This is a genomic window from Legionella moravica DSM 19234, from assembly GCF_000423305.1.
In the GTDB taxonomy this organism is placed as follows: domain Bacteria; phylum Pseudomonadota; class Gammaproteobacteria; order Legionellales; family Legionellaceae; genus Legionella; species Legionella moravica.
Genome location: NZ_AUHS01000018.1, coordinates 12,104 through 26,866, shown reverse-complemented (window position 1 = coordinate 26,866; position 14,763 = coordinate 12,104). Strand labels below are relative to the sequence as shown.

Below are 14,763 nucleotides of genomic sequence, written 5' to 3'. Positions count from 1 at the left end.
TCTATTTTTGTGCATGAGCTGTTTATCAGAATATCGAGCATCCTGATTTAATGTTCTTTTTTTAATTGGCTGTAATACTCCAGAGCTTTGGCTCGTGCTTCGCTGTGATTGATGATGGGTTTCGGATAATTGATTTTGCGGTACAGCAATGCCGCATGAGCAGACTCCCAGGGCGCATGAATGATGTCGTTATTCAGTGAGGCCAGCTCAGGGACCCAGCGACGTATATAAACCCCATTAGGATCAAATTTTTGGCTTTGCAACACGGGGTTAAAAATACGAAAATAAGGAGCAGCGTCAGCTCCACAGCCAGCGACCCATTGCCAGCTGGCACTGTTATTGGCTAAATCAGCATCCACTAAAGTATCCAGAAACCAATCCGCTCCTAAACGCCAATCAATGAATAAGCCTTTGGTGAGAAAGGAGGCAACGATCATTCTTACTCGATTATGCATGTATCCGGTAGCCCATAGTTCTCTCATTCCTGCATCGACTATGGGATAACCTGTTGTTCCCTGTTGCCATCGTTTTAATAATGATTCATCGTTATGCCATGGAAAGGCGTCAAATTCGGATTTAAAATTTTTATAGGGCAGGGTGGGTACATGGTAGAGCAGATAATAGGAAAATTCCCGCCAGCCCAGCTCGGACAAAAAGTGTTCGGCTCCTGCTAAATCACAGTGTGGATTGATTTTTGCATTCTCAACAGCTCTTAAAATAGTCCAGGGACTGATTTCACCAAAGTGTAAATGGGGGGATAAATAGGACGTGGCTTGTTTTTCAGGAAAATCCCTATTTGTTTTGTACCCATTAAGATGATGCGAGATGAATTCTATAAGCCGCAGTAAAGCCCCATCTTCGCCTGGTGTCCAAAAATCAGGAAATTGAGACGCCCAATTCAAGTGGGGCAGAAGACTCCAGTCTTGAAGGTCGTCACTGGCCACATCAACTGCTGTAGGTTTATGGGTTATTAACGGTGCAGGTTTAGAGATAAGCCCTTGGCGGCAAGTTTTCCAATAGGGGGTAAACACTTTGAAAAAATCGCCGTTTTTATTTTTTATTGTCCAAGGCTCATTGAGTAAGCTTCCATTAAAACTAAATACATCAAGTCCAGTTTCTTGAAATGCTGCTTTGATTTTTTTATCCCGATCGATACTCGTGGGTTCATAGCAACGATTCCAATAAATTGCATTGAATCCTGTATGACTTTGCAAATCAGACAGAATATCCAAAGGATTCCCCTTACGCAGAATAAGCTTTAACCCAAATTGTGTGGTGAGTGAATTGCTGAGTGCCTGCAGGCTGTGATGCAGCCACCAAGCCTGTGCTTCGCCCAGAATATTGTTTTTTTCATCCAGGATATAGATTGGAATCACTTGGTTATGTTGGCTGATGGCTTCAAAAAAAGCAGGATTATCATTCAATCGTAAATCCTGTCTGAACCAAACTAATGCAGTGCTCATACTGTCCTTATTTCATTTGTTTTATAACGGTGTTTGTTGTCAGGGTTGAGGCGAAAAAGCGGGCCCTGGCTTTTAATTCTTCTAATTGAACTTGCGCATGCAAGCTATTGAGTTGCACTTGAGTGGTCGATTGTTCGCGCTGATTGACCAAAAACAAAGTACTGTCTCCTTGATAAAACTTTTTTGTTTCACCCTGTTGTACCTGTAGTGCCAAACTAAGTTCCTTTTTTAACAGACTGACTTGCCGTATTCCTCTGTTAATGCCAATGAGAATATTGGCGAACTCATTATTTAACTGTTCGAGTAAAAATCTCTTTTCAACGCGGATCTGGCGTAATTCACTCTCTGCCTGGATGAGATTTCCTTTGGCCTGTCTTTGAAATAATGGAAATTTAAACGATACCCCAACCATTGCCGCCTGGGGAATCATTAAGGGGTAGCCTCCCGTTCCATTTTGTTTGAAGGTGTAGGCGGTTGCATCTAATTGGGGTAGAAGTTCATTGCGAGCCTGATTGCGTTTTAGTTTCATCATATTGGCATAAAAATTTAACTTTTTAATTCCTGGGTGCTCTATAAGGGGTACGTTGGAACCTGCATGGGGTACTGCGTGTTTAGCCAAAGCAGGTAAGGAGCGTTGATCCGGGATTTGGGGTTTGCCTTTGGGATCTCGAAAATAAAGGGATAAATTAATAGCTGCTTGCTCGAATATCATGTGACCTTGGTTGAGTAATTGCTCTCGTTGGATGATTTGTTGCAGGTTTTCACTGATCGCAAGTCTGGGTAAGTCACCTTGTTTTGCTTGTTGTTCAATTGCAATTTGTCGCTTTTGAGCCAATTGCAGCAATTGTTTAAATGTTTTTAATTGAAGTCCTGCTTCAACCCATTGCCAATAGGCTTTGATGGCTTCCTGATAAATTTTAATTTTAATTGCTTCAGAATCCTGTTGTTTCATCAGGATTAGTTGGGCTGAGGACAGCAAGCCAGTCCGTTCTTTATCGATGAGTCGGTCGCGAGCCAAGGGCAGGGATAAACCTGCTCTATATTCTCCTCCAGAGTTAGTCAAATAGTTTTGATAGTAAATGGGCCAGTTCCCTTCACCATTTCTGTATCCAGCAAAAAGTTTGACACCATTGTAGAGAGTAGGAACAGTTAATTGTGTATCACCGTAATTATTGATATATCCACCAGCAGGTTGTGATCGCGTAGTCGCTTCCAGGGTAGGGTCAAATTGTCCCTTTGCATTGGTCAACGCCCCACTGGCTTTTACTACTTCAAGATGAGCAATTTTTACCTGCGGATAATGGTTGTCTATGCTTTTGAGTACGTCGATTAAATTTAATTGTTGTGTTTTTTCTGAGGCATAGACGGATGCCGAAGAGCATAGTAAAACGCTCAGTCCAATAAGAACAAGTAATGGCTTACTGAATTGTGCAGTACTCATGAACTTTCCTTGTCTGTCACGCTTTCAGGAGGAAAACCATTAAATTGACGCCATAACTCATACCATAAAGGGACTTCTCCGAGTTGTACCCAACCATGGACGCGCACGCCTTGTCTTAAAAATGTGGGTTGGGGCCAAGGCTCATCAGGAACAATAACGGCTCGAAACTGTCCCATACCATTGTCTGTAGGATCTATAAAAGCCACTTTTCCACCAAAAGTTCCTACGGCAATTTGCGGCCAGCCTCTAAATTGAATTGCAGGCCAGCCTTCAAATTGAAGACGTGCCTTTTGATTCAGGCGGACGAATGGGATGTCATTCCCATCAATCCAAAGTGCTACTGCTCTTGATTGAGTTTCTGGAATAATTTGAGCTAATATTTCGCCCTCTTTAACGACAACGCTTTCTTGTCCTGTCAACCGTTTAAAGATGATTCCCGGTACATGAGCCTTAATCAATTGGGTCTGCTGTCTGGCAATACGTACATCAATGTTGACTTTATCAATATTGGCCTGTGCTAATTCATTTTGATATTTTGCATATTCAATTTGGGCTAATTCGTATTGTCGTTTTGAATTGATCCCTTGCTGGTATAAGTTCTTTTGGCGATCAACGTTGGCTTTTCCTGCACTTAATGATTGTTTTGAAGCCTCTATACGAAGTAATATCGCCTTTTTTTCCAACTCCAATCTTTTGAGTAATTCAGGATCATTGTCAGAAATCTCTACAATGGGATCGCCTGCTTTTACTCGGACACCTTCATCAACGTACCATTTTTTAATTCTGCCATAAACGGGCGAATTGACCGTATGTAAACGTTCATTAGGCGAAAAGGCAATGACTTTTCCGCTTCCGAGTGCAAATTGCTGCCAAGGAGTAAAACTCAGAAATACAATTAAAATCAGCAGCACTAAAAAAATGATCTTGGCGATTTTGCGTGGATTGGGTAATTTGCCAATCATTTGATAGGCGTGGAGTTTCATGAGAGCACCAGACAGTTAGACAATGGAATAATATCGGGGTATTGCGTCACAATAATGAGTAGCGTTTTATTCAGGGTTGCTAAATGGTAGAGCAGTAATTCAACATCCTGTCTAGTCAGTCTATCAAACAGATGATCGACGATAATGAGTTGCGGATTGGCAAGTACAGCACGAATCACCATCAGTTGTATCAGCTCAAGTTCAGTAAACACGCTTTCCCAGTCGTAAATGGCACTTTTTAAGCCATCAGGTTGGTTCATTATTTTGTCCATAAGTCCAAAAGCTTTCAAAAGTTCTTTTAATTGATGTATAGAAAAAGACGGTTGATTAAGACGTAAATTGTCATAGATGCTGCCAGCAAACCAGTCTTTATCTTTAAGTAACAAAGTATGCTCACGAAGGGAGCGTCTATACTCTTCGTTGCAGAGGGTCTCGTTGATGTATACTCGAAATCCGGTATTCGGTTTAAAGCCTAAAAGAAATTCGGTGAATGAGGTTTGTTTTTGCATTTCGTTGACGCAAACTACTAAAGGGTTGTCAGGAGTTGCTGATGCTTTGTTTTGCTGTTTAGTGAGTATTGTGATGGTGTTAATTGGGATAATAAGTTCACTTAATTCTGTTTTGATGGGTTCTATTGGCAGATTTAAAACAGCGTCAATTTTGTGTTCCGAAGCAACGAGATCGTAATAATTTTCCAAAAGAACACCAAAACGCTTAAATGCATAGATTAAAGCACCAAGCACAATCTCTGCAGCCACAAGCTGGCCTAAACTTAACTGATTTTGAATCACCAGATAACCACCTAAGCCGAGTAAAAGACTGCTGGCCATTGCCGAAAGGAGATAAAATCCAATTTGATGTTTGATGAGTTGTTTAAAATGCATATTACGTGCTTTTAAAAATGCAACAAGCCGTTTATCGGTTTGCTGGGTAGAGTAGTGATGATAACGATTAAAGCGAAATAAAAAACGATTGGTAAGCAACTCTTCCAACCAGGCACCAATTCGATGTTTTTCAGCGCACTCATCTTCGGCACTCGCTAATCCTTTGCGATAAGGCAAAAATACTATCAAAAGAAGACTTAATATAATGAATCCATCAAATACAAGAAAGAGCGGATGGTAAAACAGAAGCAAAATCAAACCAAAAATAAGTTGTAAACTTAAATTCACTCCATACAGCAACAGGCTTGCTAATGCTTTGTTGATGGTGACCACTTCGAAGAATCGATTAACGAGTTCTGGTCCATGATGTGATGAAAAATTATCTAATGACAAATGAGTAAACTGACGAGACAGGTTCAGGCTTATTTTTACCATTAATTTTTGCTGGATGACTTCGATGATAATCATTTGCCAAATGTTGAGTGCTCCAAGAGCCATCATTAAGACAAGCACCATAATGCTTAAGGTGACGACTGGTTGCAGTAATTTTCCGAAGGCGATCAGATTAACTAAAGTTTGAGCTGCTATGGGGATACTTAAGGTAAGCAGGCTTACTATCACGCTTATCATAATAATCGATAAAATAGTCGCTTTATCTAATACCTCAAAAATTGAGTTCATTTCTTGCTTCATCAACCGCCTCATATCCTTTGCTTAATGTTTCAATTTGTCCATGATAAAAAATTCCAGGGAGTCAATTGCCTTATTTGCCGCTTCCTTTTTTATTAAGGATACATGGATGTCCTTTAAAGAGGGTAAAAAATAATCGTCCAATCGATCCAGATAGTTAGGAATCATACTGCGTTGAATCGCAGTGATCCCGAGGCCTGCCCGCACTGCTGCCATTTTTCCCGCATAGCTGGTGCTGCTAAATGCAAGGCGCCATTTGAGGTGATGTTGATTGAGTGATTCAATAACGTTTCCTCTATAGACACACGGAGTAGGAGAAAGTATTAATGGAATGATTGCTTTTTCATTCAATTCCGGAAGCAGTTCCTTTTTACCAATCCATTCAACTGGTTCATTCCAAAAATTGATGCCTTCAGTAATTTGATCTTTTTCATTGGTTTTTATCAAAATTAAATCGAAATCCCCCTGATGAAACCGCTCGATTAAATTCAGGGTTAAATCGCAATCTACATTAAGCATCACTCTTGGATGGAGTCTTGAAAATTCAACCAGAACATCGGAGAGCATCATCGATGCGAAGTCTTCAGGTAAACCAAAACGAAGCTCACCCTGTAGTTCTGGTGTTTTGAAGCGGTCGAGCGATTCTCGGTGCAATTCATAGATCCGCTTGGCGTAGCCTAAAAAAAGCTCACCATCAGGGGTTAGGGATAACTCTCTACCTCGATTAATCAGTTGTTTTTCAATTAAATTTTCCAGCTTGGCAATTTGCTGACTTATTGCTGATTGAGTTCGTCCTACTCGAATAGCCGCCTTGGTGAAACTTTGCGTTTCAGCCACTGCTAAAAAACATTGTAAGGTTACCGTATCCAGTGACATTAGAATTCCTTATGGGAAGTGTAAATATTTTTAATTTCACTTATATCAGTATATCTAATATATTTTCATTGTAGCAAAACAATTTCTAATGGGGAATGATGTGAATACCATGTTTCTATTTTTTTTAAGTTTAATTTTAGCCTGCCCGATTATCGCGCTTGCTATTAACTGCATTTTAATTTCCCGGCTTGTATTTGCAGCACGCTGTGCCGGATATTTGATGGGAGCAGGGTTTTTGATCGGAGTTGGCTTGCTCACATGTTCATCCTTATCAATATATCCTGAGACAAGTTCATTAATCAATCCTGATGCACTGAATTTGTTGTTATGCAGTCTGGTGTTATTGGTCAGTTTTGTCGTGCATCGATTTTCCTTAAGGTACATGCATGGAGACAGACTCTACAGACGTTTTTTTCTTCTTTTATCAGCACTCACTTTAACAGTACAGTTGATGATTCTTGCCGATAATTTGTATCTATTCTGGAGCGCATGGTTTATTTCCAATTTGCTTCTTGTGGTCTTGATGGTGCATAAAAATGAATGGAGTGCAGCAAAAAATTCAGGCCTTTTAGCCTTTTACACGCTCGGATCAGGAAGTCTGTTTTTATTAGCTGCTTTCGTTTTGTTGACAATAAATTATTCGACGAGCTCTATTGCCTTATTGAGCCAGACGGCCGCTTTTGGCGACTTATCGATGCGCTCTCTCTCTCTAGGTTTTATTCTGCTTGCTGCACTCACCCAATCTGGTTTATTTCCTTTTCATCGCTGGCTTATCAGCTCTTTGAATTCTCCAACTCCAGTATCTGCTTTAATGCATGCAGGATTGGTCAATGGTGGAGGAATTCTTGTTGTTAAATTTGCGCCCCTGATGATGTTGCATCCAGGGTTGTTAAATCTTCTTTTTATAGTAGGGGCTTTTTCTGCACTACTTGGCACTGTCTGGAAGTTGATGCAGCATGATATCAAAAGGATGTTAGCGTGTTCCACCATGGCGCAAATGGGTTTTATGATGATGCAATGTGGTGTGGGCTTATTTGCCGCGGCCATAGCACACTTGTGCTGGCATGGATTATTCAAGGCCTATCTGTTTTTAAGCTCAGGATCTGCGGTCAAACAGAACCAATCAGAACTTAAGTCTGTGCCCCCTTCGTTCATGATGATATTTTCCTCACTGCTTGGCGGGATGATTGCGATGTCTTCATTTGCTTTCGTTACCAATAAGCCCGTTTCATTCTCTGAGGCCAGTGCCTTTGTCTTATTTTTTGCCTTTATAGCTGGAGCACAACTGATGCTCAGTTGGGGACGCACACACCAAACACTTCTGAGTTTAGTATCAGGATTAGTGTTTGCTTCATTTTCTGGCCTTATGTATGGCGCAAGCATACATCTTATTGAGTGGTTAATTCCGAGTATATCTAATCTACAAGCACCAAAGCTTGCATCAATTCATTGGATCACCATGGGTTTATTTGGCGTCTTGTGGCTGGCATTTAATCTTGGAACGCATAAGAAAATGGGGCAATCAAAATTAGGCTGTTGGCTTTATATGAACTTGCTTAATTCAAGTCAGCCTGCCAGAAAAACTGTGACGGCATTTCGAAGCGATTACAACTACTAAACGAATTAAGGAGTATTTATGACCAGTGCAAAAAAGTTAACGAAACACGACATTTCAAGAACCAAAATTAAAAGTGTTGGTATGACCTGTCACCAGACGATAAGTAACGATATCGAAATACATGCCCTAGTTCACAATGCCGCAAAGAGCATCGCTCCTGTTTGGCCTCTTGAAACGTTTATTGCGTGTAATCCCTTGCAAGGGCTTGAAGCGCAATCTTTTGAGGAGGCGCTTGCTCAAGGTGGGTTCAGGCGTCAACGAGGCGAGCGTAACCTGCAACTAGAAGATGTTAATCTTCAGATGATTAAATGGTGCGGTGGCTTTTTTGATGCAGGTCAGGGCAGCATTGACATGCCTTATCGTGAAAAGGGGTTTTATTATGGCTTTTTAAAATTAGCTTATTTTGACAAGCAATTGCACCATAATAAAAGAGACGCTAAAGACTTTTTGCGGCAATTACCTGGGTCCGCGGAAGAGGCAATCAAAATCTGTCTTTCACGACTTGAAGTCCCTCTGGGTCAAGAAGAAGCCTTTCTTTCACAAACACTTCTTTATTTACCTGGTTGGGCAGGTTTTGTGAAATGGAAGACTGATTGGCAGAACACCAAAAAACCAATAGAAAAACAGGTTACCCTAACTGATTTTCTGGCCGTGCGTTTAGTACTGACTTGCATCCTTTGGCCTGATGCAGCCAGGGAAAAAAAAAGCGTCGAAGATGGCTCTTTGGTTAAAAAAATATTGGGCCAAATAAAAAACAATGAAGAAGAGTACCAGCAAAAGTTATTAGGTTTGCTTTTACCTGAGTTAAATAAAGAAGAGGCTCAAGGGGGGCGCAAAAAGGCTCAGTTGGTTTTTTGTATTGATGTTCGCTCTGAGCCTTTTCGTCGTGCCATTGAGTCCCTGGGGCAGTATGAAACATTGGGTTTTGCAGGGTTTTTTGGTCTTCCTGTGCGCATTGATGAATTTGATACCAATAAAAATAAAGAATGTTGTCCTGTCTTGTTAAAGCCGAAATATTCGATTAAGGAAATGGCAGCTGCTGCCAATAAAGATGACTTTGACCGGTATCAGCGAGGGAAGGCGTTCATAAACCGATGTAAGAATCTCTATACGCAGCTTAAACAAAACATTTCCACTCCTTTTGCCCTGGTCGAATCGTTAGGTCTTTGGTGCGGTTTGAATATGACTCTTAAATCCTTATCTCCGGAGTTGAGTAACTCGTCATTATCAGCAATTAATCGTTGGTTGAAGCCTCCTGTGCCAACAAAAGTGGTTTATGAATTAAGTGAAACCGATGCGGAGCAGGGTTTGTCCTTGACGGAGCAGATTAGTTATGCTGAAACGGTATTACGTCTCATGGGATTGACTTCTGGTTTTGCCAAACTAATCGTTCTTTGTGGTCATGGTAGTGCTACGGAAAATAATCCCTACGCTTCTGCTCTTGATTGCGGTGCTTGCGGTGGGAATCATGGTGGTATTAATGCTCGATTATTGGCATCCATTTTGAATAAACCTGAGGTTCGACGTGGTTTGGAAGATTGCGGCATGCACATCCCGTTAGATACTCAATTTTACGGTGCATTGCATAACACAACCACTGACTTGGTTGAGCTGTATACAGAGGATGTAGTTAAACCCATCTATCCTGAACTCCTAAGTCAATTACAAAAGGATTTAAACGAAGCCAAGTGCATAACCAATCAAGAACGAGGATTGAAAATGCATGGAGGCACTGCTCCCGGGGACATTACACGAAGAAGTTTGGACTGGTCTGAAACTCGTCCTGAATGGGGATTAGCACGAAATGCTGCGTTTATTGTAGCGCCTCGTCAACTTACCAAAAATATCTCTCTTGATGGCCGCTGTTTTTTGCATTCTTATCGTTTTGAACAAGATAGGGAAGGGGCATTGCTCGAGACGATTTTGACCGCTCCTATGGTAGTAGCTGAGTGGATCAATACCCAGTATTTGTTTTCTACCCTGGATAATGTTGCTTTTGGAAGCGGAAGCAAGATTACTCACAATGTGGTTGGAACCATAGGGGTCATGCAAGGAAATGGAAGTGATTTGATGCATGGGCTTCCCCTGCAATCAGTCATGAGTTCTGATAATGAAGCCTATCACGAGCCTCAACGTTTATTGACAGTCGTTTATGCGCCTAAAGAGATGGTTTCTCAAGTGATTGAAAAGCACTCCATCTTAAAAACCTTATTTTTTAACCAATGGGTGCGTTTGCTCGTCATCGAACCGAGCAATCAAGGTGTTTATCAATTAAATCAATTGGGTCAGTGGATTTTAGTAAAATAGCCTGGAGAGTAAAATGAGTGTGATTAAAGTTCAAGAGAGAAAAGATATTGGCATTAATTTGCATCCCATGAAAAAAATCGAGATTATTGTTGCTGGAGAACATGAGCATTTTATCAATTCTATGATGGAAGAAGCTTCCGTTACCGGATTTACCCTCATCAGAAATGTTTCAGGAAAAGGGCATCATGGTTTTCATGAAGGAAAAATGATGTTTAATGACAAATCGTCATTAGTTTTGTTTATCGCTGTTGCTCCTGAAGAGGTAATCGTTTCCCTTGCCTTAGGGATGAAAACTTTGTTTCAGAACGAGTCGGGAGTTATGTTTGTTTCTGATGTTTCAGTGGCACGACTTGATTATTTTCACATTATGAATACTTAATTATGTATTACAACAATCAAGATATTTTATTAGCATCCAAGCATGAAAAGGAACGGGCAATTGCTCCACCTTTTAAGGCAAGATTATCGTGCACTCTAAGGGTGCACGATTTTGACACGGATCAGTTTGGCATGTTTACCGGAGAGATTGCCCGCACTCAGGGGCCTTATGAAACCTGCCTTTTAAAAGCCAAAACAGCAGCAGAGGACTATAATTATGCTTTTGCTGTGGCTTCTGAGGGAAGTTTTGGGCCTCATCCTGCATTTCCCTTTGTGCCAAGTGCGCATGAATTGATGGTCTTTGTAGATAGAGAGCACGATTGGGTGATTGCAGAGCAGCTGGTGAGTTCAAAAACAAATTTTGCAATGATTACGATTAACCAGAATACATCTGTTGATGCCTTTCTCAAGCAAATTCAGTTTCCATCTCATGCACTGATTGTACAAGCAAGCTCTGATAACCGTGTTCTTGCTAAAGGGATTACCAATTTTAATACCTTGAACCATCATTTAACTATCGGATTTAAAACAGAAAAGGAGCTTCTTTTAGCAACCGATATGCGTGCCATGATGAATCCAACCCGAATGGAAGTGATTGCTGAACTAGCCGATAAATTAGCATTAAGAATTGCTAATGTCTGTGTTCGATGTACCTGTCCAGGGTTTGGGTTCAAATCAACCCGTGGCAAACTACCTTGCTCTTTATGTGGATCTTCAACCTCATTTTATGAAGAAGAGGTTTGGGGGTGTATTGCTTGTGATCATCAAGAGTTTAAAAGGCGAAAAGATGGGTTGTTGAAGGCCGATCCTGCGTACTGTGATTATTGTAACCCTTAAAATGCATGAAGTCGCGATGATGAGAGGGGAACTTTTAATCTGAATAAAAGGCCTCAAAATGAGGCCTTGGTTGACTATTCTTCGACGAGTATTTCAATTTTTTTCTCAGTTGCGGCTTCTTTTTTAGGAATTTTTATTTCAAGAACCCCATGAGTATAACGTGCTGTGATTTTAGCATCATCCGCCGTTTGCGGGAGGCTAAAGCGACGATAAAATTGCCCTTGAGCCCGCTCTCTTCGGGTATAACTTTGGTGTTGTTCTGTTTTTTCAAACAGTCGCTCACCCTTTATAGTGAGAACATGTTGCTCTAAAGAAATACTGATGTCCTCTTTTTTTACTCCAGGAACGTCTGCGATGACTAAAAAGCAGTCTTTTTCTTCTGTAATATCCACCAAAGGTGACCAAGTGCTTGTTTCAATGTAAGATGAATCATCCTGCTTTTGCAGGTTAAAAAAATCATCCAGTAAATGGCCCATATCACGGTACATGGGCATTGCTCTTCTTAATGTGTTCATGCTGTCTCCTTAGAATATGTTTTTGGTTGGATATTTAAATAATGGCTTTTGAACAAAATTCAAGGTAGACATCTAAAATTTTTTGTGGGTTATCCTTTCTATTTTTCGATAATATTTGACAATATTGTTATAAAAATTTGCATTAGATTGGTTTTCTCAATATATTGGGTACAATTTTTGAAGCAGGTTTTTATCATGTGTACTAAAAATTCAAGCTGCAGATGCGGCAATTTGGAAATCGCTATTAAGCAAGATCACGAACAAAAGTTAAAACAGGTTTTTGAGCGATATTTTGTTGTAGAGTTGTATAATTTTATATCGGATGCTTATAAAGTAATCGAACTTAAGGATGAGCATCATTACTCCAAAAGGATGAATCATTTAGTACAAGAATATCTACTGGATAATTCCCCAAATTCAATTAATGTCAAAAATGAGCGCTTAAAACTGGAGTTTATGAGTTTCTATGATGAGCATATCGATGATTTGGAGTCAGCAAAAGTTACGCTTAATAATAAACTTGCTCAATTAACAAGAGATGTTCAGTTCCTTGCATATCAAAATCTTTCTCACGAAGATTATTTTATCAAAGCTATGGAACAGGTTGATAAATCAAATAGCATGAAAGAAAAAAATCACAAATCCAGCAAATGTACTGGATGCACTATATTATAATTGCAAAAATGGCACTAGCCCCTCCTTTATTCATTCCAGAACGATGTTTGTTTTGATATAGAATATTTTTTATCAGAAGCAGCTTAAGACATTGGTCACTTTTCAAGTACCAATTGAGGGGGCATTGGGCGCAACGCCTTTAATGGTTCTGATTAATGAAATCCATTATTATCGTCACTGATTCATGGACAGAATATTCAGATGTGTCTAATGTCATTGATTTGGATTGCCATGGCTCATAATCTCGATGTAATACTTCAACCCATTCAGGTAATTTGTGTCCTGGTATATCGGCTTCTCTGCTTTCAATTCGGCGCTGATGCTCTTGGGGATCGGAACAAACCAGTTCAATTTCGATAAAAGGGTGGTGTGCATCTTTGGCTACTTTTTGCCAGTCATTGCGGGTAATTGCAATGGAATTAACTGAATCAGCAACAACAGAAAGTCCTAACTTTAGATTATCTAGCGCAAGAGCATAACAGACCATATAACCCTCTGGCCCTGTGACGTGATCTGGGTTAGAGCATTTTTTCAGAGCTTGTTCTACGGTATCAACGCGCAGATATACAGCCTTTAATTGTTTCGCAATCAGTTTTGATAGTGTTGTTTTCCCAGTTCCAGGAAGCCCGCCAAAAATAATTAACATACTTCAACCTGATTATTAAAATATAACGACTAATGAATGAGTGAGTATAGCTCGATTAAGATGCCATATAGCTTTTTTCATTTGTTTTTTGTGGTTCGATAACCCGTTCCTTTGCCATTAAAATAATCACAATCGCACATAGAGCTATGACTGTCTGGATGTGATACATATTTTGGATATCAAACAGATCAGTACGGAATGTAATGATCAAGTATATTGCCAGCACTCCCAGTCCTGAAATGCTATTAAAAGTCGATTGTAGACACCCTTGAAATGCCTTATCGGCAAGAAGTTGGGCTTGAGTGAGAGACAAGGCCCAGCTTGATAAACCAAAACCAATAATGAAATAGAATACATAGCTGATTATTATATTCTCATTAATTGAGAATACATGCAGACCTATTGCCATGCCCGACATGAGCAGCACTAAGGTTCGTTTTATTTTGATTAATCTGCATAATATGGGTGATATCAGACAACCAATAAAAATTCCCATAGAGAAAAGAGCTTCTAAAATTGAAAACTTATCTGCACCAACCTTAAGCACTTCTTTTGTGTAGGGAAGCAAAAGGATGGGAATAGTCATTAACAAGATCATGATGCAGGTTTGGATTGAGTAAATTCCAAGAAGACGCGGATTGTCTTTTAGATAGTTGATGGAGCTTGCATAGTCCTCTATAAAACTACTTTTTTCTTTATCAGGTGTGCCATAGCAGTGTTCTGGTTTACATTTCATGAGCCAATTGAATGCCCCAGCCAATAAAAACAATAATCCACCAAGAGCAAGAGTGTTCATCAGTCCCAAATATAAAACCAAAAAGCCACTCATTCCCATGCCAATTATTGTTCCTAGTTCATAAAGCATATCGACAGTTGCATTGGCACTCATCAAGTCATGTTCAGGAACAATACTGCTGATCATAGGCACGGCTGCCGGCATATAAAACGACACAAAAATACCGAGAAATGTGGCCAGGATAAATATATTGGTTGGTAGATTCAGGTAGTAGCCTGCTACAAAACCAATAACAAGCAGTCCACGTATCGTATTGGACATTATCATTAAATTTTTACGGTTGTATTTATCTGCGCATACACCAAATAAAGGACCCAATAATATAGTGGGTAGCCAAATACAAAACATCATTAAAGCTATCCCGCTAATTGATTGCATTTTGTCATAAGCAAGCCAGGAAACTGTAATATAAATCAATCCATTTCCTAAAGTTGCTGAAATGCCGCTTAAGGCAAAATTGAGATAGGGCTGAATAGAAAAAAGCTTAAGGCGTATTTTTAGTTCATTTATAATCATAATAAAAATTCTCAGGGCCACCCAATTATTAGTTGGTTACCTAATGGGGAAGAGCCATTTAAGTTAAAGCCAGGGGAATTTAAAAATCGGCGTGCTTTGAGCAATTTGAACCCTGGAAAAAGTTTCATTGTACACAAG

General features: G+C 40.0%; 13 protein-coding genes. 5 read left to right on the top strand and 8 right to left on the bottom strand.

The features are described 5' to 3' along the window. Positions 1 to 47: 47 nt before the first annotated feature. From G543_RS0104815 to G543_RS0104795, 5 genes are read right to left on the bottom strand one after another with little or no spacing between them, the layout of a single operon-like run. Positions 48 to 1,463: a cryptochrome/photolyase family protein gene (locus G543_RS0104815; RefSeq protein ID WP_028383532.1), complete on the bottom strand. Its 1,416-nt coding sequence runs from the start codon at positions 1,461 to 1,463 to the stop codon at positions 48 to 50. 7 nt (positions 1,464 to 1,470) lie between these two features. Further along, positions 1,471 to 2,904, bottom strand: a complete 1,434-nt coding sequence (locus G543_RS17085) for a TolC family protein (RefSeq protein WP_051190581.1) — start codon at positions 2,902 to 2,904, stop codon at positions 1,471 to 1,473. Continuing rightward, a complete protein-coding gene (locus tag G543_RS0104805) occupies positions 2,901 to 3,887 on the bottom strand; it encodes an HlyD family secretion protein (protein WP_028383531.1) in 987 nt (328 codons plus the stop codon). The genes G543_RS17085 and G543_RS0104805 overlap by 4 nt, the downstream gene beginning before the upstream one ends. After that, positions 3,884 to 5,452, bottom strand: a complete 1,569-nt coding sequence (locus G543_RS0104800) for an ABC transporter transmembrane domain-containing protein (protein WP_028383530.1) — start codon at positions 5,450 to 5,452, stop codon at positions 3,884 to 3,886. The genes G543_RS0104805 and G543_RS0104800 overlap by 4 nt, the downstream gene beginning before the upstream one ends. Before the next feature lie 33 nt (positions 5,453 to 5,485). Next, on the bottom strand, positions 5,486 to 6,337 hold the full coding sequence (locus tag G543_RS0104795) for a LysR substrate-binding domain-containing protein (protein WP_028383529.1): 852 nt from the start codon (positions 6,335 to 6,337) through the stop codon (positions 5,486 to 5,488). Positions 6,338 to 6,446: 109 nt separating this feature from the next. Here G543_RS0104795 and G543_RS0104790 point away from each other — a divergent pair, with 109 nt between their 5' ends. The 4 genes from G543_RS0104790 to G543_RS0104775 are packed head-to-tail and all read left to right on the top strand — an operon-like array spanning position 6,447 to position 11,477. Then, entirely contained in the window at positions 6,447 to 7,955 is a 1,509-nt protein-coding gene (locus G543_RS0104790) for a proton-conducting transporter transmembrane domain-containing protein (protein ID WP_238584712.1), read from the top strand. Positions 7,956 to 7,973: 18 nt separating this feature from the next. Further along, positions 7,974 to 10,262, top strand: coding sequence for a DUF2309 domain-containing protein (locus G543_RS0104785; RefSeq protein WP_035921442.1), 2,289 nt, complete (start codon positions 7,974 to 7,976; stop codon positions 10,260 to 10,262). A 13-nt stretch (positions 10,263 to 10,275) separates the two neighbouring features. Continuing rightward, entirely contained in the window at positions 10,276 to 10,641 is a 366-nt protein-coding gene (locus G543_RS0104780) for a P-II family nitrogen regulator (RefSeq protein WP_028383526.1), read from the top strand. 2 nt (positions 10,642 to 10,643) lie between these two features. Continuing rightward, positions 10,644 to 11,477, top strand: coding sequence for a DUF6671 family protein (locus G543_RS0104775; protein WP_028383525.1), 834 nt, complete (start codon positions 10,644 to 10,646; stop codon positions 11,475 to 11,477). Between the two features lie 74 nt (positions 11,478 to 11,551). On the opposite strand, the gene G543_RS0104770 is transcribed toward G543_RS0104775, so the two are convergent. Beyond that, a complete protein-coding gene (locus tag G543_RS0104770) occupies positions 11,552 to 11,992 on the bottom strand; it encodes an Hsp20/alpha crystallin family protein (RefSeq protein WP_028383524.1) in 441 nt (146 codons plus the stop codon). Between the two features lie 195 nt (positions 11,993 to 12,187). Between G543_RS0104770 and G543_RS0104765 the strand changes: the two genes are divergently transcribed. Beyond that, complete coding sequence (locus G543_RS0104765) at positions 12,188 to 12,667, top strand: hypothetical protein (RefSeq protein WP_028383523.1); 480 nt, start codon at positions 12,188 to 12,190, stop codon at positions 12,665 to 12,667. A 139-nt stretch (positions 12,668 to 12,806) separates the two neighbouring features. Here G543_RS0104765 and G543_RS0104760 read toward each other — a convergent pair whose 3' ends face one another. Further along, a complete protein-coding gene (locus G543_RS0104760) occupies positions 12,807 to 13,313 on the bottom strand; it encodes a P-loop nucleotide/nucleoside kinase family protein (RefSeq protein ID WP_028383522.1) in 507 nt (168 codons plus the stop codon). Positions 13,314 to 13,368: 55 nt separating this feature from the next. Further along, positions 13,369 to 14,625 carry an MFS transporter gene (locus tag G543_RS17080; protein ID WP_035921438.1) on the bottom strand — a complete coding sequence of 419 codons (1,257 nt, stop codon included), beginning with the start codon at positions 14,623 to 14,625 and terminating at the stop codon, positions 13,369 to 13,371. Between the last annotated feature and the right edge of the window lie 138 nt (positions 14,626 to 14,763).